Here is a 24880-nt window from a genome sequence, read left to right as displayed (position 1 = left end):
TGTGGTCACCAAAGTAAAACCTTAGATTTTATAGGTTAGCGAAATAGAGCAAGATTCAACTCAAGTTGTTGAGTTCGTATTTCCTTACCATTCCTCTAAATTGATGGTAGCTGAGGTTGAGCAGCTCTGCGGCCTTGCGTTGATTATATTGCCCCTGCTTTAACGCTTGCTTAAGTATCACTTGATCTTGCTGCTCTTGCCATCGCTTGTAATCGATAGGCAGTTCGATGCTCGTAGACTGAGGAGTGTCAGAGCTTGCTTCAGGCTGTTGACTCCAGCTAGAAACGAAAGGGTCAAATACTAACTGTTCTATCGGGCTAGACTGCGCACCATGTTGATAGACAGCCCGCTCAATAACATTCTTGAGTTCGCGCACGTTACCGGGCCATTGGTATTCGAGTAAACTCTGCTCGGCCTGCTTGCTGAAACCAGAGAAATAATCCAGTCCGAGTTCGCGACACATTTTAATCGCGTAGTACTCGGCCAAGAGCACAATGTCTTCCTGTCTTTCTCTCAATGGGGGAAGGTGAATGACATCAAAAGCGAGCCTATCGAGTAGATCTGCGCGAAAATCGCCTTGCCTTGCCATTGCGGGTAGGTCGGCGTTGGTGGCACACACTAGGCGCACATTGGCGTTAAGTTGTTGATGCCCCCCAACGCGCTCATACTGACCATATTCAATGACACGCAACAGCTTTTCTTGTACCAGCAGCGGCGCGGTAGCCAGTTCATCGAGAAATAGAGTGCCGTTCTCTGCACGCTCAAAGCGCCCTTTATGCCTACCTTTGGATCCAGTAAAGGCACCTTGTTCATGGCCGAACAGTTCAGAGTCAATCAGCCCCTCACTAAGGCTCGAACAATTCAGTGAGATTAGCGGCTGATCCCAACGTTTGGATAAGTAGTGTAAACGCTGAGCAATGAGCTCTTTACCTGTACCGCGCTCACCAATAATCAATACCGGACGTTCAATCGCAGCGAGTTTAGAGACTTTATCCAGTACAGACAGGAATAGAGGGGACTCGCCAATCAGATTTTGTTGCATGTGGCACTCCTTGGTGAAATTTACCAAACCTTGGTTAAATTCATCATACCTTAATCTTGATCTCAATACTGATTAATTTAATCTATTGATTTATATGGGTTAAAAACTTGGCATGTAAATTGGAATAGCAATAATCAAAGGTAACATGATTCATCAGAGTGGCTTAGCTTCACTCTCAGCTAGAAGATAAAGGAGCTCATTATGGGTATTTTTTCGCGATTTGCAGACATCGTTAATTCCAACATCAGTGCTCTACTCGATAAAGCCGAAGATCCAGAGAAAATGATCCGTCTGATTATCCAAGAAATGGAAGATACTTTGGTTGAAGTCCGTACCAATTCAGCCAAAGCAATTGCAGACAAAAAAGAATTGGCGCGTAAGGTGGAGTCGATTGAACATGCCATTGAAGAGTGGCAGCAAAAGGCAACCTTGGCACTCACCAAGCAGCGTGAAGATCTTGCGCGCTCGGCATTAATTGAGAAGCAAAAACTGCAAGAAGTATTGAAAGGTCTTCACACCGAGCAGACCTTGGTGGAAGAGACTATCGACAAGTTAACCGGCGAAATCAGTAAACTTGAAACCAAGATTTCCGAGACTCGCGCCAAGCAGCAAGCGTTAGCCATTCGTAGCCAAAGTGCTTCAAATCGTCGCGATGTGCAAAAGCATTTGCATACGTCACGAACTCACGAGGCGATGGCTAAATTCGAGCAGTATTCACGTAAGATTGATGAAATGGAAGCTGAGGCAGACATCTATGCGCAAAGCGGTCAAGCCAAGTCATTGGAGCAAGAGTTTGTAGAGCTGCAAGCTGAAGATGAAATCGAAAAAGAGCTCGCCAAACTCAAGCAGCAGATGGAAGAGAAGAAATAGCCATCAGTTCATCTTTGCAGCTATACCAAATGGGATAAATAGTTGAGTAGATATTTATGCTGTTTGGTATGGTTATTGTTCAGTCGGGCAGTGAGGGGCTTAATGCCTTGCTCACTGCCTAGTTAAGGAGTTCTCTATGTCATCATTTCTGATCGCCGGCCCGTTGATGGTCTTTCTGATTTTCGTCGCGCCACTGTGGGTGTTTCTACACTATCGCAGTAAGAAACATGCCAGCAGTGGTTTGTCTCAAGACGATCTTCAGCGGCTACAAGCCTTGTCGCAAAAAGCCGAACAAATGCAGCAGCGTGTCGATACCTTGGAACGCATCCTAGATGCAGAGACACCGAGTTGGAGACGACGTTATGAATAGGTCTGAGCTTTATCGTGATACGGTGAACGGTAAGATAACGGGCGTGTGTGCTGGCCTCGCCAATTACTTTGCATTAGAGGTGTGGTTGGTTCGCATCTTGGTAATTTCGGCGGCATTACTCGGCGGGAGCTTTCTGGTTCTACTGGCGTATGTGGCGATGACCTTGATGATTGAAAAACAGCCCGACAACTATGTGGAATCGATACGCGCTCAACAAGAGCACAAGTTGAAAAACAAGCCTTGGCAGCAAGGTCAAACGCCAGATTCACTATTGAATACCATCGAAAAAGACTTCGCTCTGCTTGAAGGCAAGGTGCGTGATATCGAAGCGTACGTGACCTCGGATCGATTTAAGGTAGACCGAGAGTTTAAGTCGCTGTAACCTCCTGACGCGAAATGCGACTTTTGACTCAAAATCAAGGCAAATGATTAATTTACATAGTAATTTGAACTAAGGCTGGTGGAAGTCCAGCGTCCCTTCATCTATCTTGTATCTAATTGATGCAATTGGATGATCTATTATGTACAAGCTTGCCTTGTTACTTGCCATAGGCGCAGTTCTAAGCGGTTGTGGCAAGGAACTCCCTCCTATTCCTGAACCCGAATCACGACCCGCCAAGCTGTTCACCGTTTCTCTCGGCAACTCAAAGTTTGAGCGTAGTTTCCCTGCCATCACAGAAGCCGGAGACAAAGTCATTTTGACCTTTCGTGTTCCCGGCCAAATGCAATCTATTGATGTCGTCGCTGGGCAATCAGTCACCAAGGGCCAAGTACTAGCAAAACTCAACCCAGACGAATATTCACTGCTCGAAAAACAAGCTCGAGCTCAATTTCGCTTGGCCGACGTTCAGTATCAGCGCTACAAAAAGCTGCGCGAGGACCAAGTGGTATCGGAACAGGATTTTGACCAAGCAAAAGCCAATCACAACTCTGCAAAAGCGACGTTGGAGCAAGCTCAAGCCAATCTAAGATACACTCAGCTTGTCGCTCCTTATGATGGGACAATCTCGTTAGTACCCGCGGAAAATCATGAATACATTACTGCCAAGCAGGCGGTGATGAACATTCAAACCAATCGGCTACTGAAAGTCATGTTCTTGTTACCTGATCACTTACTTAACCGTTTTTCAAGTGGCGTCAATGTTAGCGCCAAAATGGTCTTCGATGCTTTCCCCAATAATCAATATGATTTGACCTTCCAAGAAGTCGACACGGAAGCAGACCCTAAAACCGGTTCCTATAAAGTGACCATGGTGATGGAGCGTCCCTTGGATGTGGGTATTTTACCTGGCATGGCAGGGACGGTGAATGTGCAGGTCGAGTCGACCGGGGCAACCAAGATCCCATCTTCAGCATTAATGGAACAAGATGGCCAGTATTATGTTTGGCATGTGAATGAGGAAGGTGTGGTTAGCCAAGCAGAAATAGAGCTCAATCAGCAAGGCCAGGTGATCAGTGGCCTCAATGACGGTGACCAGATCATCATTTCAGGGGTTAATGGCATTACATCAGGCATTAAAGTGCGTGAGTGGATCAAGGAGCGAGGGCTGTAAGATGAAGCAATGGTTAAAGTTGTGCGCTCTGTCGGCCAGCGCAGTTTTACTTGGCTGTAGCGGTGAACCTGAGTATGTGGATTTTGGGTTACCAAAGGTCAAAGTAGTGGATTTATCAACTAAGGATGAAACCGTTGATAAGCTCTATTTCCCAGCAGTTGCCAACGCAGCGCAGCGATCTCATTTGAGCTTTCGTGTCGCAGGAGAGGTGAGCAAAATCTATGTCAAAGAAGGCATGAGGCTTGAGAAAGGAGACATCATTGCTGAGCTGGATACCACCGACTATCAATTGGCGGTAGACAATGCCACCGCGCGCTTTAGCGTGGTAGACAGTCAGTTTAAGCGTTCAAAGCCTTTGGTCGACAAGGGGCTGTTGGCCAAGTCTCAGTTTGATGAAATCGCCGCCAACCGGCAAATTGCCTTGGCTGAACTAGAGCTGGCGGAGCTGCGCCTTTCGTTTACCAAATTGTATGCGCCGATGGATGGTCTGATCTCGCGAGTCAACATCGATCAGTTTGAGAACGTTCAGGTTGGTCAGCAAGTGGTCAATATTCATAGTGTTGAAAACGTAGAAGTGCTTATTCAGCTTCCAGATAGGCTATACACCAGTCAGCCAAGTCAACAAGAGTTGTCCAACATAGATACGCTGGTCAAGGTACCGAGTGGCAACGTATATGCAGCCAAGGTTAAGGAGTACACCACCGAACCGGATCCTGCAACCGGAACGTTTACCGTAACCCTATCACTACCCATGCCAAAACAAGAGTTTATTCTTGATGGCATGGCAGTGGAGGTGACAGCGAATACCGGTCAAGGTGGGCTAAAGATCAGCCAAGGTGTCCAGGTACCCATTGGTGCCATTTTTAATGATGATGGAACACCTATCGAGCGTGAAAATAAGTATGTGTGGTTGGTTAACCCAGATAACACAGTGACCAAACAGCGCGTGGTGACAGGCAAGGTTAGTCGCCAGCGAGTACAAATACTTGATGGATTGTCCAGCGATAAGCAGATCGTAATCGCGGGCGTCTCAGCATTGAGGGAAGGGATGAAAGTGCAAGTGGTTGAGCAGGAGGCGCACAATGAGTGAACAGTCAAATAACTCGCCTCAGAATGACGAAGATGTAACGGGCATCGCCGCCTACTTCATTCGCAATCGCGTAATAAGCTGGATGATCTCGCTGATCTTTTTAATTGGTGGAGCGGCGGCGTTTTTTGGGTTGGGCCGTTTAGAAGATCCCGCTTTTACTATCAAAGATGCCATGGTGGTCACCTCTTATCCAGGGGCGACGCCGCAACAAGTCGAAGAAGAGGTCACTTATCCCATCGAAAAAGCGATTCAACAGTTGACCTATGTCGATGAAATAAATTCGATTTCGAGTCGTGGCTTGTCACAAATCACCGTGACGATGAAGAATAATTATGGTCCAGACGATCTGCCACAAATTTGGGATGAGCTAAGACGCAAAGTCAACGACCTCAAAGGCCAACTGCCTCCAGGAGTCAATGACCCGCAAGTGATCGATGACTTTGGCGATGTATATGGCATTTTGCTGGCGGTGACCGGCGACGGTTATAGCTATAAAGAGTTGCTGGATTATGTTGATTATCTGCGTCGTGAGCTTGAACTGATCGATGGTGTAAGTAAAGTGTCGGTCTCTGGACAACAGCAAGAGCAAGTGTTTATCGAAATTTCGATGAAACGCTTAAGCAGCTTAGGTCTGGCTCCGAAAACTGTGTTTAACTTGCTTTCAACCCAAAACGTGGTGTCGAGTGCTGGGGCTATACGTATTGGGGATGAATACATTCGTATCCATCCAACGGGTGAGTTTCAAAGTGTCGACAAGCTGGGCGACCTCATTCTCACTGAAGCGGGTGCTCAAGGGCTGATTTACCTGCGAGATGTAGCAGAGATCAAACGTGGCTACGTAGAAGTGCCGAGCAACATCATCACTTTCAATCGAGAGCTTGCGTTAAACATCGGGGTGTCTTTTGCCCAAGGTGTTAACGTAGTGGAAGTGGGGCAACGTTTTGATCGCCGTCTAGCTGAACTCAAATACCAGCAACCTGTCGGTGTCGAGATAGCAGAGATATACAGTCAGCCTAAAGAGGTCGATAAGTCCGTGAGCGGATTTGTTGTCAGCCTTGGTCAGGCGGTGGCGATTGTAATTATTGTACTGCTGTTCTTTATGGGGTTGCGTTCGGGGCTACTAATCGGACTGATTTTGTTGTTGACTGTGTTGGGTACCTTCATCTTTATGAAGTACTTTGCCATCGACTTGCAACGGATCTCTCTTGGCGCTTTGGTTATTGCACTCGGGATGTTGGTCGACAACGCAATCGTGGTGGTCGAGGGGATCCTCATCGGCACCCAAAAAGGCCGAACGCGATTGCAGGCCGCCACAGATATCGTGACCCAGACAAAGTGGCCACTGCTAGGGGCGACAGTGATTGCGGTGACAGCATTTGCGCCCATTGGTCTGTCTGAGGATGCGACAGGTGAGTACTGTGGTACCTTGTTCACTGTGTTATTGATCTCTCTGATGTTGAGTTGGTTTACCGCGATATCACTGACCCCATTTTTCGCCGATATCTTCTTTAAAGGTCAAAAAATAAAGCAAGATGGTGCAGAGAGCGACCCGTACAACGGGATGATCTTTGTTGCCTACAAAGGCTTTCTCGAGTTTTGTATGAAACGCGCCTGGATGACGGTGATCGTGTTGATTTTAGGATTGGCAGCAAGCATCGTAGGATTTACTCATGTGAAGCAGTCCTTTTTCCCATCGTCCACAACACCGATTTTCCAGACCGATATCTGGTTACCGGAAGGCACTGATATTCGTGCGACCAATACTAAACTGAAAGCCTTGGCCTCTTGGCTGTCTGAGCAAGACGGTGTTGAGCACATCACGACCACCGCGGGTAAGGGTTTGCAGCGCTTTATGCTGACTTATGCGCCAGAAAAAAGTTACGCTGCGTATGGCGAAATTACCACGCGAGTCTCTAGTTACGAACAACTTCATCAGTTGATGGGTGATTTCAGAGCTCACCTTGAACAAGGTTTCCCAGAACTCAACTACAAACTCAAACAGATAGAACTTGGGCCTGGGGGAGGAGCAAAAATAGAAGCGCGCCTTATCGGATCAGATCCAACGGTACTGCGCGGTATTGCTCGTCAAGTTGAGGACATTATGCGCGCCGACCCGGCTGCGACCAATATTCGTCATGATTGGCGCGAGCGAACTAAAGTGTTGGAGCCGCAATTCAACGAAAGCCAGGCGCGACGTTACGGGATCACCAAAGCCGATGTGGACGAGTTTTTGGCGATGTCTTTCTCTGGTAAGACAGTGGGTGTTTATCGTGATGGTACAACCTTAATGCCGATTGTTGCGCGGTTACCTGAAGAGGAGCGAGTGGACATTCGTAACATTGAAGGGATGAAAATTTGGAGTCCTGCTCTTAGTGAGTATATTCCTCTGCAACAAGTGACACTGGGCTACGACTTACGTTGGGAAGACCCCATTATTGTGCGTAAGGATCGTAAGCGGATGCTGACCGTGATGGCTGACCCTGACATTCTTGGCGAAGAAACTGGGGCTACGTTGCAAAAGAGGTTGATGCCGTTAATTGAAGCGATTGAGCTACCTCCTGGTTATTCACTTGAGTGGGGCGGGGAGTACGAGTCGTCTGGAGATGCGCAAGAGTCACTGTTTACCACCATGCCAATGGGATATTTGTTTATGTTCTTGGTCACGGTATTCCTATTTAATTCGGTCAAGGAGCCTTTGATTATTTGGCTAACCGTGCCACTGGCGATTATTGGTGTGACCACGGGACTTCTCGCGCTCAATACTCCGTTTGGGTTTATGGCGTTGCTCGGTTTCTTGAGTTTATCGGGCATGTTACTCAAGAACGGGATTGTATTGCTCGATCAGATAGAGATTGAGATGCAGTCAGGCAAAGACCCTTATATTGCAGTTGTTGACGCAGCGCTAAGTCGTGTTAGACCTGTGTGCATGGCGGCGATTACCACTATTCTGGGGATGATCCCATTGCTGCCAGACATTTTTTTCAAGCCAATGGCGGTAACGATTATGTTTGGTCTAGGGTTTGCCACGGTACTGACACTTATTGTCGTACCTGTGCTTTATCGTCTATTCCACAAAGTAAAAGTGCCAAACTAATCGCAGGAGCGCCCCGAACTCTGTTGGGGGCGCTCATTGTTAAAGGAGAACAATGATGAGTAAGGATACAACCTGCGCTTGGGCGATGAACCATGAACTAGAGCGTGAATACCATGACACCGAGTGGGGCGTGCCCGTTTATGACGATACCGTTTTGTTCGAGTTCATCACTCTAGAAGGCGCGCAAGCGGGCCTCAGTTGGATAACGATTCTTAAAAAGCGAGAGGGTTATCGAGCAGCATTTGAAGGTTATGACTTAGCCAAATTGGCCAACTACGACCAGTCAAATGTAGAGCGCATCATCGAAAACTTCGATGTCGTGAAGCATCGCGGCAAAATTGCTTCTGTATTCAGTAATGCCCGAGCTGCTTTAGCATTGATTGACGAGTACGGCAGTTTGTCCAATGCATTGTGGCAGTTTGTCGACGGGTCACCTGTGATCAATCAGTGGCAAGAGATGAGCGATGTGCCCGTGGCAACCGAACAGTCGAAAGCGATGAGCAAGTTTCTGAAAAAACGCGGCTTTAAGTTTGTCGGCGAAACCATCTGCTATGCCTTTATGCAGGCAGTCGGTATGGTGGATGATCATCTAATGATGTGCCCCAAAAAGCGCACGATTTAGCTGTCATTGCCAACAGTGATGCCTTGATCATGTAGCCGCTCTAATGCTTCAACCCGCTTTAACTGTTTAACCTCAAAATACTCAGCTTTGAGCTCGGCGAGTTGCTGTTCGAGCTCGGAATCTAATCCATCATTAAGCAGTTGGTCGCGCTTGGACAAATACGCCATAAGATTTTTCTGGAATGTTGCGCGTTGCTGGTCAAGTTCGCTCAAGCGCTGCGCCCCCTGCTCTCCAACGAGCTCAACTCGCCGAGCGTAGCGTTGCTGCTCATTCAGTGACGTCACGCGGTGTAACTCATTTACAAACTTGGCGTTTTTCTCTGCGTCTTGAATATAGTCTGGCATTTGCATGAGTTTGTCATCAACTAAGTATTGCTTTTGCATCGGGTCTAACTGACTTTGCGCTGCCCAGGCTTTTTCTATCGCAAGCTCACGCAGTAGGTTGTCGTCATTAAATAGCAACGCTATCTGTTGCGGAGTGAAAAACTGCTGTTGTAACTGGCTGATATCGAGGTGAAGCTGCTCAAGATCGAGCGGGCTAATCTGCCCTGAGGGTAATGCGGGTAACTCCGCTAGGGCCGCCTTATATTGGATATAGAGATCGAACAACTCGGCAGAGAGTGTCAGTTCGGTTTGCTGCTGGGCTTGCTGACTGACGTTTTGCTGGATTTGTTCTAGATTGGCTTCGCCAAGAGCAGACAAGGCAAAATCATAATAGCTCTTGGTCGAGCTGAGGTCGGGAGCAACATCTTGCTGTGAAGACGCGGAGCTTGTGTCTGGGAGCGCCTTTGATGAGTGCAACCAGAACGCACCAACAGCGATGAGTGACAGGGTTATGCATGTTAGTGCGATTCTGTGTAGCATGTGGTTTACAGTCCTTGTCGTTTCAAACGGTTTGCATGTTGACGATAGAGCGTCACCGGATCGGTCTCAAACAGGTGATGGATGCCTAACAGTCCATTGATCTCATCCAAATGATTCATTTTGTAGTCGTCGCGAATCACTTTCCCCAAATGGGTGCTGCACGTGCCGACTAAGCCATCGTTGGGTTCATCAAAGGCAAGACCCAGCACCATCATCGCACCATCGGTCGGATCGAGTACGTTGCTAAAGTTCGATGACCCTGTCCATGAGTAATAGTAAACCCCATTGCTGGCGAGCCATTCTCCATCGCCACACGCGCTGGTGGGGACGCCTTCAGGATAATACTGGTTAAACGCCAATGAGCCTTCGGTGGTGAGCGCGTCGAGTGAGGCGAGGGCATCTTGTTCGAGATCGCGACCTCCTGACAACAGACCAATTAAGGAAGTCAGCCCATCTGCCAACTTAACCGCAAGACTTTCTAACCCAGAACCTTGCTCGACATTACCGCGAACAAGATCCGCCACTTTAGAGCCCTTATGTACGCCGCCAACACTGGTTACTGAAGCCACCAAATCTGGACGAACCGAAGCCACGTATCGCGCGGTAGGCCCGCCATGACTGTGCCCGATTAGGTTGACCTTCTGCGCGCCTGTTGCGGCAACCAAGGTTTCCACTTGAGCGAGTAACTGCTCTCCCCGTGCTTCGCTGCTATTGGTGGCGGAGACTTGGGCTACATACACTTTGGCACCGTCTTTGGTGAGCGCATGAGGAATGCCGTAGAAGTAATCAATACCCGCGAGCTTATCAAAGCCAAATAAACCGTGTACCAATACGATCGGGTAGTGCGTTTGGGTGTAGTTCGCTGCATGAGCGGTCAATGAAAATAGTGGTTGAGCGAGGATTAATGCGCCGCCGAGTACAAATGAGTAGATGCGTTTCAAGTTAAGTTCCTTCTGGTTAGACCTCTTATTAGATGTTTAACACTAGAAGAAAACGATGCACTGGAAAAATTGAGGAGAGCAATGAAATGTTAAACAATGATTTTGTGCCGAAATTAAACAAAAATCATAAACATAACAGCAAGATAAGCAATTAAGCCCCGAACGGCGGGGCTTATTTGTGTTACGCGGTGGCGGCTTTTTCTGCAATCAAGGCGTTGTAGCGTTCAAAGCCTGCTTGTAGGTCTGCAATGAGATCGTCAACGTTCTCTAGGCCGATGTGAAGACGAATCAGTGTGCCAGAAAAGTTCGGGTTAGCCACAGTGCGTAGGCTGTTAAAACTCTTCGGCTCGTTGGCTAAAATGAGGCTTTCAAATCCGCCCCATGAATAGCCCATGCTAAAATGTTTCATCCCATCAAGCAGTGCGGTAGTCGCTCTTGGGTAACTGGTTTTCAGCACGAATGAGAACAGCCCGTTCCCTCCAGTGAAGTCTCGCTCAAAGTACTCATGTCCCGGGCAGGTTTCCAGTGCCGGGTGGCGAACATGATCGACTTCTGGGCGATTCTTTAGCCACTCGGCCACCTTCAAGCTGTTTTCAGCGTGCTGGCGAAGCCTAACATCTAAGGTGCGAATGCCTCGTAAACCTAAGTACGCATCGTCAGGGGAAATACATTGGCCCATCAAGTAGCTGTGTTCACGCAGTTGATCCCAATACGCTTCACTTGCGACTGCGGTGCCAAGCATGACATCAGAATGGCCGACAATGTATTTGGTCGCCGCTTGAATAGAGATATCGACCCCGTGTTCAAACGGTGAGAAGTTGACGCCCGCCGCCCAAGTGTTATCAAGCATGACGACAATGTCGTGTTGGTGCGCCGCGGCGGCCATGGCTGGGACATCTTGAACTTCCATGGTAATCGAGCCCGGCGACTCTAAAAACAACACCTTGGTATTGTCTTGGATTAGGTCACCAATACCTGCGCCAATCGTTGGGTCGTAATAGGTGGTTTCCACCCCCATTTTCTTTAGTACTTTTTCACAGAAGTCGCGTGTTGGTTCGTAACAGGTGTCGACCATCAAAATATGATCACCCGTGGCAACGAAAGCCAAGATGGCGTTAGAGATAGCGGCCGTACCACAAGGGTAAAGGGCGCAGCCTGCACCGCCCTCGATTTCGGTCATTGCATCCTGGAAGGCAAAATGAGTATGGGTACCACGGCGACCGTAAAAGAGGGTTTTGTTGGCTCGGTTGACCGTCGCGTGATGCTTTTCTGCGACTGTCTCAAATACGACGGTGGACGCTCTTTGTACCGGAGGGTTAACCACTCCATTGGTCCATTTTTTATCACGACCAGCGGTCACATACTTAGTCTGCTTACTTTCTGACATTGGAAATCCTTATCTATTACCTTGCCTTATTTAAAACATGGCAAGGTTGGAATAGCAAGGGCTTCAGAGCAGTGGGTTGAACAGATAGAACACTCGCTCTAAAAAGCGCGAATAGATCGAGCGCTGTTTCCAAACGTCTAGCTTTACTGGATGGGCTTGGTCGATATAACTTTGTTGCAGCCAGTACATCTCTTTGGTGAACGCTTGGTCATCAATCGCTAAGGTAAGTTCGAAGTTGAGCCATAAACTTCTCATGTCCATGTTGACGGTGCCCACCAAGCAGAACTCTTTATCGATGACCACCGACTTGGTATGAAGAAGCCCACCATAAAATTCATAGATTTTTACCCCCGCGGCAAGCAGTTCACTATAAAAAGCGCGAGATGCCCACTGCACCATTATTGAGTCATTTTTGTGTGGGATGATGAGCTCGACCTCGATACCACGTTGAGCCGTCATTTTTAGTGTTTCTAACAGATCGGAGCTAGGTACGAAATACGGGGTGGTGATCCGAACCGAGTGGTTAGCCTGATTAATGGCCAAGGTCAGCACTTGCGAGATCAAGTGTTCAGGCATACCAGGGCCTGAGGGGACCACTTGCACTGGATGTTGCGGCTGGTTCGGGTCTATCCGACACTCTGGTAGCTTAGGAAAGGTGCGTGAACCGGTTTCTACTTCCCAGTCCCAACAGTGTATCGCCGATAACACGTTCACCGTTGGTCCGGTAATTCTGACCATGATATCAATCCATTGACCTACGCCTGAGTCTTGTTTGAAAAAGGCCGGGTCGACCAAATTCATCGATCCGGTGTAAGCTATTTTTTCATCAATGACGATAATCTTTCTATGTTGTCTTAGGTCGAGACGACGTAAAAAAATCCGCCATGGGCTCACTTCAAGCGCCTGAATGACATCGATGCCAGCATGACGCATCATTTTGTACCATTCACTACTGAAAAAACGCGGACTTCCGGCAGAGTCGAGCAATAGTTTGACACTGACACCTCGCTTGGCCGCACGAATCAGTGCTGAGGCGACGGAATCGGCCAAACCACCCGGGTGCCAGATGTAGAACACCATTCGAATGCTCGACTGAGCGTTTTCGATATCTTCAATAATTGAGTGCAGTATTTGTTCTGGGGAGCTCTGAAGAGACAGTGAATTACCCGAAAGTGCAGGTAGGCCAAGTCGATTGTTACACAACTCATCAATGCGATATATGTGGCGACCAAAACTCTCAGGAGAGTGGGCATGGCAGTCATTGAGATTGGAAAACCACTCGGCAAACGGCGCGAGCATTTCCTTGGCGCGTTCTGCGCGAGTTCGGCCTAGATTGAGTTCACCAAACAAGAAGTAACAGGCGACACCGACGATAGGAATGATATAGATGATCATTAGCCAAGCCAGAGAGACACTCACGGCGCGGCGCTTAAGCACCACGCGTATTGTCACCCCAGCGACCAAAATCCAATATAAGCCGATCCCAGCCAGTGTAAGAAAGTGATAAAACTTTTCCATTCAGTAACCTAGGTAAAAAACTGCTCTTCAATCTTAGAACTGACAGGCAGCAAGAACAAGCTCGATTTACCGGCTAAGGAGTACAGTGGCCAAATTGCTTAGAAAAAGCACAAATATGTTATGTAAATGTAAAAGGTGGAGTATAGTGGAAGTTAAAGGCTAAAAAAGCAGCATTTAAACATATTAATTACATTTTTGATGGGAAAATGTACTAATTGGGGCTTCCAATTTTAATCTTAAACTGCTTTACTTGCCATAACGTTAGCGTCACTGATAATTTTATTAAGTGTAAAAATAATTATACACCACTTTTGAAGACGCCTAACAGAAGCAAACACAACTTAAAAAACGATTTAATGGAGTAACCGTGGCTACTAGTTCAAGTGCACAGGCCCGTGATACGTGGGGGTCTAAATTAGGCTTCGTTATGGCTGCAGCAGGTTCTGCTGTTGGTCTGGGCAATATATGGAAATTTCCTTACACCGCAGGTGAGAGCGGCGGCGGTGCATTCGTTGCTATCTACCTTCTTTTTGTAATCTTTATCGGCTTTAGCGTCATGCTGACTGAGTTCGCTATTGGTCGTAAGACAGGTCTGTCAGCCGTTGGTGCGTTTAAGTCAACTGACCGTCGCTGGGCATTTACCGGTGTTTTAGGTGTGCTAAGTGGCCTACTCATCATGGGTTTCTACCCGGTTGTGGGTGGTTGGGCACTGGCTTACATCTTTAAAGTCGGTGGTGGTCTACTGAGCACACCAGAAGCAATTGGTGACAGCTTTGGTGGTTTCATCACCGATCCTGTACAGCCTTTGATGTGGATGGGTATTTACTTGGTGCTTAACATCGTTATCGTAATGAAAGGTATTTCTGGCGGTATCGAAAAAGCAGGTAAAGTACTGATGCCTATGCTATTCCTTATCCTGATTGTTGTATCAGTGAAAGGTCTAATGCTACCAGGCGCGATGGCAGGTCTAGAGTTCCTGTTCATGCCAGACTTCTCTAAAGTTGACAGCAGTGTCGTGTTAGCGGCGCTAGGACAAGCTTTCTTCTCGCTCAGTCTAGGTATGGGTTGTATGCTTACTTACGGTTCTTACTTGAAGAAGAAAGAGAACCTAGTTCAGACAACCGGCATGGTAACCGCAATGGATACAGGTGTTGCAATCCTTGCTGGTGTTGCAATGTTCCCAGCAATGTTCGCATTTGGTATGGAGCCAGCGGCAGGTCCTGGTCTGGTCTTCGTTGTTGTACCTCAGCTATTTGCCGAAATGGGCGGCGTGATTGGCCTTCTATTTGCGTTGATGTTCTTCCTAGGTCTAACGGTAGCGGCTCTGACTTCTTCAGTATCACTGCTTGAAGTTGTGGTGTCTTACCTGATTGATGAGAAGGGCCTGAAGCGTTCTACAGCAGTTATCGGCTCAAGTGTGGTAATGGCAACATTGTGTATCATCGCTTCACTATCTCTTGGTGGCGTAGGTCCAACTCTGTTCGGCACTGGTGCATTTGATATCTTCGACCTTCTAACAGATAAGATCTTCCTAGCTGTGGGTGGTATGTTGGTATGTATCTTTGCTGGCTGGCGTCTATCTCGCTCCGAGCTGGAGAAAGAAATCACTAACGATGGTGAAGTTTCTTTCCCACTATTTGGCCTATGGTACAACCTAGTTAAGTTTGTTATCCCAGTTGCTATCGCAATTGTTGCCTTCATGGGTATCAAATCTGGCTTTGATAGCGGCAAAGGTGAAATCATGCTACTTGGTATTGGTATCATCGCGCTAGCAGGTATCTTCTCTAAGAAGCTGTAATTTAAAGCTCGGAAATACAAAAAAAACCTCCCATTTGGGAGGTTTTGTTGTTTCTATCAGCTACTTTTATTAAAGGCTTTTATCAATAGACCGATACAAATGTATCTGGGTTCATATTATTGGAAGGTGCGATGTGAAATTGTCTGTGGGGAAGAAACTGTACGCGGGCTTTGGCTGTGTTATGGCCATTATGACTGTAATGTCCGGTTTGATTTGGCTCGAGGTTAATCAATCGCTGGATATTGCCACCGAAATCAAAGAAGACGATGTGCCTGAGTTGGTGGGTTATCTCGTGTTGGCCGATCAAGCTGCAGATGTCTATCGGGATGCAACAGGCGCTATCATTGGAACGCCTGGTTCACTCGAAGATTACCAAAGAAACAAGCAAGAGTTTGCTGATGCGATTGTTGTGGTTAAGAGTCTCGAAACTCCAGGAGGTGAAGACTACCGACGCATTGAACAAGTAGAACGCTACATGGCCTCTTTTGTTAGCGCATTCGAGCGCGATATTGTTCCCGCCATCGGTACCAGTAACATATCAGAGCAAGCTGCTGTACTCAGAGGTTTGTATGGGCAACATATCGAGCCGATAGAGATGCTTTTGGATGATGTATCTGATTCGGTGCAAGAAGGTGTCGATGTCGCGCTTGCGGACCTGACCAATTCGTTTGCTACGATAGAGACGACAATGCTATCGCTATTCGTCGTTGCTTTGCTGCTGACGTGTGGTATCGCATACTGGCTATCCAACTCTATCACTACCCGTTTGACTAAGCTTGATGAAGTGGCTCAGCGCGTGGCCGAGGGTGATTTGACGGCCAAAGACATCCAAGATGATTCAGGTGACGAGTTGGCGAACTTGGCTCTATCGATCAATAAGATGCAATCGTCGCTCAAAACCCTGATTGGTTCGATCTACTCTGTGTCAGAACAGGTCAAAACCGTGACCGGAACCCTTTCAGAAACCAGCCAAGACATAGTAGCGGGTGCGTCAGCTCAAGCAGACAAGGCTAACCTGATTGCCACCGCAGCTGAAGAGCTGAGCCTCACCATATCAGAAGTGGCCCAGCAAGGCTCTGCGACCTTCGAAGAGGCCAAAAGATCGGAACTCAGTGCGGAGTCTGGACGAAGCGTTATCACTGAAATGGTCAATTCTATCCAGCAAGTGAGTGTGCAAATGACAGAAATGTCGACTCAGATGAACGAGCTCGGCGCTCACAGCGAGCAGATAGGGTCAGTGATTCGTGTGATCGAAGGTATTGCAGAGCAAACCAATCTGCTAGCACTGAATGCTGCCATTGAGGCTGCCCGAGCTGGCGAGTTCGGCCGTGGGTTCGCTGTGGTCGCGGATGAGGTCCGCGCGCTGGCAGAGAGAACCACACAGGCGACCCAGGAAGTGGCCGGTATCATTCAGCAGATCCAATCGGGAACTCAAGATGCCGTCAACTATACCCAAGAAAACTGCAGGTTGGTCGAAGTGGGTGTTGAGCGCAGCTCTGGTGCGGTGTCTGCACTTGAAGAGATTGTGACTGGGGCTGCAAATGTTCAATCTATGGTCAACTCGATTGCCACTGCGGCGGAGGAGCAAACCGCGGTAACCAAAGAAATCGCAGCAGATATTACCTCCATCAGCGATATTTCTGAGCGTTCGTTGGCGCTCGCCAACAGCAGTTCGGAAGATGTTAACGGACTGAACATGAAAGTCGGCGAATTAGAAAGCCTCATCGGTCGATTCAAACTGAGTTAAGCTCAGCGAAACTGGCTTTCACTATGAGAATGGGTATACTCTCCCATCCATAGTGGAGCCAGCAAATGTTTGATATTCAATACACCTGTTCAGATTTTCTCGTCATCAATAAACACCCCAATGTATCCGTCCACAAAGATGACGGTGACACTATGTTGCTGCAAGAAGTGGCGAAAGTCAGTGGCGACAAACAGCTCTACTTAATTCACCGCCTCGACAAAATGACGTCGGGATTGTTGCTGCTCGGTCGCAATGCACAAGCCGCCCGTGAGTTGAGCGAGCAATTTGCCGAGCGTAAGGTCGACAAGTTCTACCTTGCGATCGGCAGCAAAAAGCCGAAAAAAAAGCAGGGCTTAATTCGTGGTGACATGGAGCGCTCACGCCGCTCTAGCTGGAAACTGATCAATCGTTATCAAAATCCAGCCGTGACTCAGTTTTTCTCTTCAGCGTCGGAGCCTGGGGAGCGCCTGTTTCTTTGCAAGCCCTTAACCGGAAAAACCCATCAGATTCGTGTGGCGTTAAAGTCGATAGGCTCCGCGATAGTTGGCGATCCTATTTACAACCCATCCAGCGATGCCGACCGAGGCTATTTGCACGCGTTTGCCCTTTGTATTGAATACCAATCTGATCATTACCGCTTTGTCTGTGATCCGCGCAAGCAGCATTCACTTGGTGACAAGTGGAACCAAGACACGACCAGCCAAGCGATCGATGCTTGGCTAAAACCATGGGAGCTATCATGGCCGACAATACACAATTGAATACAGAATATATGATGCAACTGTCTCAGTTACCTGTGTTTTTTGAACAGATCACTCAACAACTGGCTTTGGCACCGAATGAAGTGCGCCGCTTATTTCATGGTCGAGGACGACGCTTTGTCGGCCTTGAGCAGCTAACCTGTGATTGGATTCAAGGCCAACTGATTGTCAGCGTGTTTAAAGGGGTAGACCAAGCCTTTATCGACACCCTAAAAGAGGGGCTGGATCAATTGGCTCACTCACCTCTTTGGCAGCAGAAGAGCGGACGTTCGATTGTTTTACAGCATCGTTACGCACCAGGTGCACCATCAGAGCTCCTCTATGGTGAGCTAGAACAGCGGCCTGTGGTTGAAGAGTCGGGGTTGAAGTATCAACTCGATATTGGTCGCAATCAGAATTTTGGTTTGTTTCTCGACATGCGTTATGGCCGTGACTGGGTAAAGGCTAATGCGAGCAATAAAAACGTGCTCAACTTGTTCGCTTATACCTGCGGGTTTTCTGTGGCAGCCATCGAGGGTGGGGCAGACCAAGTGGTCAACGTCGACATGGCGCGCTCATCCCTCAATAAGGGGCGAGACAATCACAAGCTCAACAACCACAACCTCAATCAAGTGAAGTTTCTGGCTTACGACATTTTCCGTTCATGGGGAAAAATTAAGCGCTTAGGTCAGTACGATTTGGTGATTATCGATCCGCCTTCTTTTCAAAAAGGCAGCTTTGCTCTAACCAAGGACTACAAGCGTATTCTACGTAAGTTACCAGAGTTACTCGCGCAGGGCGGCGAAGTGATTGCCTGTGTTAATTCTCCGCAAGTGAGCTGCGAGTTTTTGATTGATGGTATGAAAGAAGAAGCGCCAACACTGAGCTTTGTTGAGCGCCTAGACAATCCGCCAGAGTTTGCGGATGTCGACAGCGAGGCCGCACTTAAGGTCCTTCGCTTTAAATAACAATTCTCAATGGGCGCTCTCTGCGCCCATTGCTGTTACTTATGGACGATAATAACGACTCTCGTTAAATACATCGCGCTCGCGCGGATCATTGGCAAGAAATAACCACACCTCTTTTTGCATTTGCTCGACGCTATCCGCCTCAAAAATAACCATAGACTCATGTGTCGATAGAGCATCGGCATAGTGCTCCAATCGGTCAAATCCTATCGCTTCGATATCGCTGACGTCGATCACCACTAAGCGTTTGTGGGCCTGTGCTAGTGTTTGTCCAAGCTTGGGCAGCGTTGCTTGCTCTAAGCAAGAAAAATCGAGCTCAACGCATAGCTCGGTACGATTATGACGTAACAGATAGGTCGAATGGAGTTGCGATACGATGGAATAGTTCAACTGGTCAAAATAGTTGAGCAAAGAAGCTTGAGCGATGGGATACATAGGAGGTTACTCGTGAGTTTGAGCGAGTGTTCTAAAGCCGAAGATAATGCGCATGGCGGTCGTAAGCCAACATGCCGCCCCAAACAGGTAGGCAATCACAGCGAAGTACTGTGGAAAAAGGCAAATGAGCACAAAGCAGGCAATGGTTTCAGTGCCTTCAGTTAGGCCACTCATGTAGTAAAGGGATTTGTGTTGATAAACCGGATTCTCGATTTGGCGTTTACTGGCCATGACAGCGAAAGCCAAGAAGCTTGAACCTGTGCCAACGAAGGAGAAAATCAAAAACGCACCCGCGATGGCATTGTGCTCCGGATTAGCGACAACAAATCCAAATGGAATCAGCGAGTAGAAAAGAAAGTCGAGGCTAATATCAAGAAAGCCACCGGCATCACTGATCCCTTGAATCCGAGCGATAGCGCCGTCTAGGCCGTCGAAAACGCGGTTGAGCAGAATAAAGCCTAACGCCCAGTCGTATTGTTGCATCGCCAGCGCTGGAAACGCGCCGCAGCCAAGCAAAAAACCCAACACAGTAACATGGTTGGCTCGTACGCCCAGTTTGTTTAGTTGGTTTGCCACTAAGGTCAGAGGCGGTCGGACGAGTTTTATACTCAGTTTATCTAGCATGAATACTCTCCCAAGGCCAAATAAGGCAGCGACTATCGGCGGGCACGTCATCTTCGTCGTGGGTCACCATTAATGCGGGGATGTTCGCTTGCTGCAATTGTTCGACGACCCAAGTGCGAAACTGAGCGCGAAGATCTTTGTCGAGCTTGCTGTAAGGTTCATCAAGCAGCGCGACTTTGGGCTGTGCTAATAGCATTCTTGTTAACGCAATTCGGGCGCGCTGCCCGCCTGAAATTTGATCAGGATAGGAATCGGCGAGCTTGGTCAGGCTAATATGCTTAAGCGCTTGCATCGCTTGTTGTCTGCGCTCACTCCCCTTGATGTTATCTGGCAGGGCAAACGCGAGGTTCTCCCAAACCGTTAGATGGGGAAAGAGCAAATCGTCCTGAAACAGGATACCCACCTGTCGCTGATGTGCCGGCAGGGCATCGATTCGTTGCTCATCGACCAAGATGTTGCCTGAATAGGTGAACTCATCAGACAGATGTCCTGCGATGGTATCCAATAGCGTCGATTTTCCGCATCCGCTTGGCCCCATAAGTGACACGATCTCGCCTTTTTCAACCTTGAGATCAACCGCAGGGACGAGGTTTTCACCGCTGGTTTTATGGATGGCGAGGTTTTTGAGATGGAGACTCATTAGGCAGTAAACCTTTTATTGTTAGTCGGCGATATTTAACGTGCAAACGACTGATGATCATTGCGAGTGAGAAAAATAGCAGCGGCAGTAGGGCTTGCCAAATCGCATAGATCGCGGTGACACGGCGATCAAAGCCACTCGATAGCGCTACCGCTTCTGTGGTGATAGTGCTGACACGCCCCGCCCCGAGCATCAAAGTCGGTAGATATTGCGCCAGACTGACACTAATCCCCACCGCCCAAGCAAAGGTAATTGCAGGCAGTAAAATAGGCAATTTCACTCTGGCCCATGCTTGCCACGGTGTTTTACCTAAGCTTAGCGCCACCCGAGTAAGACCCGGATCAAAGCTACGCCAAGGTCCGTCTAACGACAAATAGACAAAAGGAAAGGCAAAGAACACATGTGCCCAACATACCCAGAAAAAATAGCTACTGCTATCTAGGTAGAGGGTGGCCACCTGCATTCCAAAGAGCACCGAGAGTTGAGGAATCAGCATCGGGATAGCGATGATATAACCCGGAACCTGCCAACGATAGCGAAGGCGGTACTCGTGGGCTATCAATGCCAGTACTAGCGCTAAAGTTGCGCTGATCACAGCAATTAACATGCTGGTTTGTAAGGTGCCAGCAATACTCTGCCACTCATATTGCCAAAAGCGCAGGCTATATTGGCTCGGCATTAGATCGGGAAAGCGCCAACGTTGGGCAAAGCTCCACACAACCATCAAAGGCACCATAGTAAACGCGATGGTGGCGACGGTCAGAAACAGCGTCTTGCCGGGTAGGGCGATGCCCGAACGTCCTGAGTATTGCCAACGTTTGAAGCCTTTGGTGAAGGTCCACTCGACAACGCGCGCAAATACGATTAACCCACTGGCCAGTGCGAACAGTACCACGGCGCCGGCGGCGGCGCGGGGGAGCAAAGAGAGGTCGGGATCGTTAAACCATTGCCAAACTAACACGGCGAAAGTAGGCGGGTTAGTTGGGCCGATGATTAAAGCGACGTCTACGACCGATAAGCTGTAAGCGATCACAGCGAGCATCGGAAACCGCAATTTGGCAAACCATTGAGGAAAAATACACTTCCACCAGACTTGCGCGGAACTGTAGCCCATCGAATGGCTAATTGTATGCAGTTTCTCGACTTTGAGCTGCTGCAAAATAGGGATACTCATTAACAGCAGAAACGGCACCTCTTTTAGTGCCAGCATTATGATTAGCCCCAGGGCGTATGGGTCTTTAATCAAAAGGGCGGCATCTTGAGAAGTCGGTGCATTAACTTCAATACTGAACCACTGCTCAATAAAACGAACGCCGAGACCTGTTGGGGCGAACAGAAAAGCGAAGCCGATAGCAAACGCCACATGAGGCATGGCGAGCAGTGGCGCCAGGCTAACTTCGACTTTACGCCAGAATCGTAGCCCCCAGCTTGCTTGCAAAATCGCAAAGGTGATCGTGGCTGCCAGATAACTGCTGGCAATTGCCGATACTAGAGTGAGTCCCAGAGAAGTCCAAACGCCCTGCCATTCAAAAACGGCTCGAAAGCCGTCTAATGAAAATTGATAAAGGCCAATCGGAGGTACATAGCCAAATGCCGATAAAGCCACACCCATCACTCCAGGTACGGTTGGCAATATGCACACAACGATGATCAGTATATAGAGCGCTCTTAGCATAATTGGGACTAGTTTCCGTAACGTTTCAACCACTCTTGCTCAAGCGCAGCTTGCCAACTAGGGTGTGGTTCAGAAATCGATTTAAACTGCTGGGTATTCTTGGCACTTCCGCTCAAATATTGCCGACTCAGCACCGATGGATCGCCCCAAACGGTTAGGTCACCCTTACGAGATTGTGCCTCTGGGCTAAGCAAAAAGTTGATCGCCACTTGAGCGCCAGCTTTGGCATTGGCATTCCATGGAATGGCCAAGAAGTGGATATTAGACAGCGCGCCAGCTTGCATCGCGTACACATCTGTGGTGTTAGCCAGTTGGCCACTGGTTTGCGCCGAGAACACCGCGTTAGGGTTAAATGTAATGGCTAGGTCGAGTTGACCGTCGTCGAGCAACTGAATGCTTTCGGCTGTGCCCGCAGGGAACTGCTTGCCTGCACGCCAAGCCACACTGTGGAACTCGTCAAGATAGCGCCACAACGGGGTCGTTACAGCAGTAAATGATTGTTCAGAGACAGGCTCTTGCAGGGCAGGATCATTGTCGGTGAGTTCAATCAATAGGGCCTTGAGGAAACTGGTGCCATGAAACTCCGGTGGGCGAGGGTAGCTAAGACGATTTGGAAACGCTTTGGCATAACTGAGTAGCTCAGAGAATGATTGCGGCGGATTATTGAGGGTCAGTTTGTCGTGAATGAAAACCAGTTGTCCTACTCCCCAAGGTGCCTCTAAGCCTTCGGTTGGCTCAGAAAAATCGACCTCAACCGGCAAAGATTTATCAACGTATTGCCAGCTTGGTAGTTGGTCAACAAAAGGGCCAAATAGCAGTTGGTTATCTTTCATTGATTTGAAGTTTTCGCCATTGATCCAAACCATGTCTACGCTGCCGCCGCTCTCTTTGCCCGCGGCTTTTTCAGCCAATAGGCGAGTAGCGGTTTCAGAAATGTCACTCACCTTGACGTGATTGAGCGTCACATTGTAACGAGTTTTGAGCTCTTGGCCTGCCCATTGAATATAACGATTGATCTCTTGGCTTCCACCCCAAGCATGAAAGTAGACGGTTTGGCCGTCTGCCTGCTGCTCAATTTGTTGCCAGTCGTTGGCCATCGTGAGGCCTGATACTGATGTTGCCAGCAATGCCAGCGTGCTAAGTAACTTTGTTTTCATAATGATTCCGTGCACATTCATAAATACAAAAGTCGCTTTGGGCAAAAAAAGCGACTTTGTTCCTGTCTCAAGATAGTAATCCATGTCTGGTCAATATCAATGTCACATTGATAATAAATTCAGTGAATTAACCTGTTTTGAGCACTCATCAGATACGCGTCACGATAACCGTTCGATCGTTTCTATCTGTTAAGTTGATATAGAGACCGAGTTAGTTGGCCAATTCTTCCATGTTGATGCCTTTTTTCTTGGCAATGTATTTTGGAATAAGTGACATTCCAAACAGTACTAGGCCAGCACCCGCAAATTTAACCAGTAGCATCGCAGACACGCCGTTGGTAGCAATATCACCGGCCATGTAAGCAAAGATAAATGCGCCTGGCGCCATGGTGAGTAATGATACGCCAACATAGGTCCACAAGTTTAGGCCAGTAATACCGTAAGCGTAGTTCTGTAAGCTAAATGGGAACACAGGCACTAGACGTGTCAGAATCAGAAAGCTTGAGCCGTTTTGTGCAACGCCGTCATCGATCTTTTTGAAGATAGGGTTGTCGCCAAACTTGCTCAGGATAAGGTTACGGAACACAAAGCGAGCACACAGGAACGCAACGGTTGCGCCTAACGTGGCAGAGAACAGCGCCAACAGTGCCCCTTTTACTGGTCCAAACACGATGCCAGCCACGATAGTGAATGCACTGCCAGGTAACATGAAGACACAAGCAAATACGAATGCCAACACGAACACTAGGTAGCCCCAAACCCCAAAGCTCGCAATCCACGATTGAAGGCTGTTGATATCCGTAATGATCTCAAGCAAGCCTGTCTGCTTAGCACCAAAAATAACCGCCGCAATCGCCGCGATGGCTAGGAGTATTTTAACAAATTTCATAACAATGATTTCCAATTAGGGAACAAGCGTGGCTGAGCACGCCTGTTCGAATCGATTTATCTACTGGCAACACGCCAATCAGAGGATAACTACACGGTCATGCACTTAATTAGGCCCGCTTTCGATTTGTAGCGGTTGAACCAAGATTTAACCGGACTTGCCAATACGTTGGCTGGTGGCGCAGTGTCTTGCATAACGACAGGGCCAAACATCAAATCTAGGATGTGCCACGCTTTGGCCTCGACCCCCATCATTGATGCGCGACACGCCGCGCAATAAACCACTACGTGTTCAGTTTCAAACTCTTCTACACGGCGCTGGATAACACGGTTAGCGACATCTGGGTTGGCGGGCACCACCATGCCACCGAAACCACAGCAACGGGTGTTTTCTTTGGTGTACTTTGGCTCCACCGTTTTGTATCCCAGTTCGTTGAGGATCCAACGAATGCCCTCTTGCAGCTCACGCTCGTGACGTGTCGAACAAGAGTCGTGAATGGTAAACACCACATCACTGTGCTTGGCTTTGCCGACTAGCTCTTTTGGCAAGCCAATCTCAGGAAGCAATGTCCAAAGTGAACGAGGCTGCTGACCATCAGCGAACTTTTTGATCATGCCAAAACAGCTTTGGCACGCTACGATGACTTCTTCCGCTTTGACTTTGCTAAAGTCGCTTTGCAGCATGCCAAAGCGCTCTTTAAACAGCTCAGTTTGACCCAGAGCCGCGGTCGGTTTACCACAACACTTTTGTACCGCGCCCATCTCTGGGAACACTTGTTTAAGATAGTGAGCAATCCCTGCCACGCCTTCTGGTGAGTAAGATGGAAGGCTACATCCTGGCATAAATACTTTAGACAT

23 protein-coding genes are annotated in these 24880 nt (G+C 48.3%); 11 read left to right on the top strand and 12 right to left on the bottom strand.

Annotated elements, in window-relative coordinates; translation table 11 throughout:
- Positions 1–55 precede the first annotated feature (55 nt).
- Positions 56–1042: a phage shock protein operon transcriptional activator gene (gene pspF, locus MTO69_RS08075; RefSeq protein ID WP_248328169.1), complete on the bottom strand. Its 987-nt coding sequence runs from the start codon at positions 1040–1042 to the stop codon at positions 56–58.
- 201 nt (positions 1043–1243) lie between these two features.
- Here pspF and pspA point away from each other — a divergent pair, with 201 nt between their 5' ends.
- The 7 genes from pspA to MTO69_RS08040 all read left to right on the top strand — a co-directional run bounded on the left by pspA (position 1244) and on the right by MTO69_RS08040 (position 8641).
- Positions 1244–1912 (top strand): phage shock protein PspA, encoded by a 669-nt coding sequence (gene pspA / locus MTO69_RS08070; RefSeq protein ID WP_248328167.1) that lies wholly within the window; start codon positions 1244–1246, stop codon positions 1910–1912.
- A gap of 136 nt (positions 1913–2048) precedes the next feature.
- A complete protein-coding gene (gene pspB, locus MTO69_RS08065; RefSeq protein ID WP_248328165.1) occupies positions 2049–2282 on the top strand; it encodes an envelope stress response membrane protein PspB in 234 nt (77 codons plus the stop codon).
- The gene (pspC, locus tag MTO69_RS08060; RefSeq protein WP_432715633.1) at positions 2275–2664 is read left to right on the top strand and encodes an envelope stress response membrane protein PspC; all 390 of its coding nucleotides are present in this window, start codon (positions 2275–2277) and stop codon (positions 2662–2664) included. The genes pspB and pspC overlap by 8 nt, the downstream gene beginning before the upstream one ends.
- Before the next feature lie 139 nt (positions 2665–2803).
- Positions 2804–3835 carry an efflux RND transporter periplasmic adaptor subunit gene (locus tag MTO69_RS08055; protein ID WP_248328161.1) on the top strand — a complete coding sequence of 344 codons (1032 nt, stop codon included), beginning with the start codon at positions 2804–2806 and terminating at the stop codon, positions 3833–3835.
- Between the two features lies 1 nt (position 3836).
- Complete coding sequence (locus MTO69_RS08050) at positions 3837–4925, top strand: efflux RND transporter periplasmic adaptor subunit (protein ID WP_248328159.1); 1089 nt, start codon at positions 3837–3839, stop codon at positions 4923–4925.
- Positions 4918–8019, top strand: a complete 3102-nt coding sequence (locus tag MTO69_RS08045; protein WP_248328157.1) for an efflux RND transporter permease subunit — start codon at positions 4918–4920, stop codon at positions 8017–8019. Before MTO69_RS08050 ends, MTO69_RS08045 begins: the two co-directional genes overlap by 8 nt.
- 55 nt (positions 8020–8074) lie before the next feature.
- Entirely contained in the window at positions 8075–8641 is a 567-nt protein-coding gene (locus tag MTO69_RS08040; RefSeq protein WP_248328155.1) for a DNA-3-methyladenine glycosylase I, read from the top strand.
- Here the strand turns inward: MTO69_RS08040 and MTO69_RS08035 are convergent.
- The 4 genes from MTO69_RS08035 to cls all read right to left on the bottom strand — a co-directional run bounded on the left by MTO69_RS08035 (position 8638) and on the right by cls (position 13350).
- The gene (locus MTO69_RS08035; protein ID WP_248328154.1) at positions 8638–9504 is read right to left on the bottom strand and encodes a lipase secretion chaperone; all 867 of its coding nucleotides are present in this window, start codon (positions 9502–9504) and stop codon (positions 8638–8640) included. The two genes, MTO69_RS08040 and MTO69_RS08035, sit on opposite strands and share 4 nt — an antisense overlap.
- Positions 9505–9509: 5 nt before the next feature.
- Positions 9510–10406 carry an esterase/lipase family protein gene (locus MTO69_RS08030; protein WP_248334441.1) on the bottom strand — a complete coding sequence of 299 codons (897 nt, stop codon included), beginning with the start codon at positions 10404–10406 and terminating at the stop codon, positions 9510–9512.
- 220 nt (positions 10407–10626) lie between these two features.
- Positions 10627–11832: a cystathionine beta-lyase gene (locus tag MTO69_RS08025; protein WP_248328152.1), complete on the bottom strand. Its 1206-nt coding sequence runs from the start codon at positions 11830–11832 to the stop codon at positions 10627–10629.
- 63 nt (positions 11833–11895) lie between these two features.
- Positions 11896–13350, bottom strand: coding sequence for a cardiolipin synthase (cls, locus tag MTO69_RS08020; RefSeq protein ID WP_248328150.1), 1455 nt, complete (start codon positions 13348–13350; stop codon positions 11896–11898).
- A 427-nt stretch (positions 13351–13777) separates the two neighbouring features.
- Between cls and MTO69_RS08015 the strand changes: the two genes are divergently transcribed.
- From MTO69_RS08015 to MTO69_RS08000, 4 genes are all read left to right on the top strand, one after another.
- Positions 13778–15148: a sodium-dependent transporter gene (locus MTO69_RS08015; RefSeq protein WP_432715657.1), complete on the top strand. Its 1371-nt coding sequence runs from the start codon at positions 13778–13780 to the stop codon at positions 15146–15148.
- 133 nt (positions 15149–15281) lie between these two features.
- Positions 15282–16895 carry a methyl-accepting chemotaxis protein gene (locus MTO69_RS08010; protein WP_248328146.1) on the top strand — a complete coding sequence of 538 codons (1614 nt, stop codon included), beginning with the start codon at positions 15282–15284 and terminating at the stop codon, positions 16893–16895.
- Positions 16896–16960: 65 nt separating this feature from the next.
- Entirely contained in the window at positions 16961–17656 is a 696-nt protein-coding gene (locus MTO69_RS08005; protein WP_248328144.1) for a TIGR01621 family pseudouridine synthase, read from the top strand.
- A 14-nt stretch (positions 17657–17670) separates the two neighbouring features.
- Positions 17671–18603 carry a class I SAM-dependent methyltransferase gene (locus MTO69_RS08000; RefSeq protein WP_248334440.1) on the top strand — a complete coding sequence of 311 codons (933 nt, stop codon included), beginning with the start codon at positions 17671–17673 and terminating at the stop codon, positions 18601–18603.
- 39 nt (positions 18604–18642) lie between these two features.
- Here the strand turns inward: MTO69_RS08000 and MTO69_RS07995 are convergent, their stop codons facing one another.
- The 7 genes from MTO69_RS07995 to MTO69_RS07965 form a co-directional block, all read right to left on the bottom strand.
- Positions 18643–19038: a hypothetical protein gene (locus tag MTO69_RS07995; RefSeq protein ID WP_248328142.1), complete on the bottom strand. Its 396-nt coding sequence runs from the start codon at positions 19036–19038 to the stop codon at positions 18643–18645.
- Between the two features lie 6 nt (positions 19039–19044).
- Positions 19045–19662, bottom strand: a complete 618-nt coding sequence (locus MTO69_RS07990; protein ID WP_248328140.1) for a CDP-alcohol phosphatidyltransferase family protein — start codon at positions 19660–19662, stop codon at positions 19045–19047.
- Complete coding sequence (locus tag MTO69_RS07985; RefSeq protein WP_248328138.1) at positions 19652–20302, bottom strand: ATP-binding cassette domain-containing protein; 651 nt, start codon at positions 20300–20302, stop codon at positions 19652–19654. Before MTO69_RS07985 ends, MTO69_RS07990 begins: the two co-directional genes overlap by 11 nt.
- Entirely contained in the window at positions 20268–21977 is a 1710-nt protein-coding gene (locus tag MTO69_RS07980) for an ABC transporter permease (protein ID WP_248328136.1), read from the bottom strand. The genes MTO69_RS07985 and MTO69_RS07980 overlap by 35 nt, the downstream gene beginning before the upstream one ends.
- 8 nt (positions 21978–21985) lie before the next feature.
- Positions 21986–23134 carry an ABC transporter substrate-binding protein gene (locus MTO69_RS07975; protein WP_248328134.1) on the bottom strand — a complete coding sequence of 383 codons (1149 nt, stop codon included), beginning with the start codon at positions 23132–23134 and terminating at the stop codon, positions 21986–21988.
- Positions 23135–23345: 211 nt separating this feature from the next.
- Positions 23346–24023: a TVP38/TMEM64 family protein gene (locus tag MTO69_RS07970; protein ID WP_248328132.1), complete on the bottom strand. Its 678-nt coding sequence runs from the start codon at positions 24021–24023 to the stop codon at positions 23346–23348.
- 89 nt (positions 24024–24112) lie between these two features.
- Positions 24113–24880: a (Fe-S)-binding protein gene (locus MTO69_RS07965; RefSeq protein ID WP_248328130.1), complete on the bottom strand. Its 768-nt coding sequence runs from the start codon at positions 24878–24880 to the stop codon at positions 24113–24115.

The organism is Vibrio sinaloensis (assembly GCF_023195835.1).
Taxonomy (GTDB): domain Bacteria; phylum Pseudomonadota; class Gammaproteobacteria; order Enterobacterales; family Vibrionaceae; genus Vibrio; species Vibrio sinaloensis_C.
This window is presented reverse-complemented; position numbering and strand designations above follow the sequence as displayed.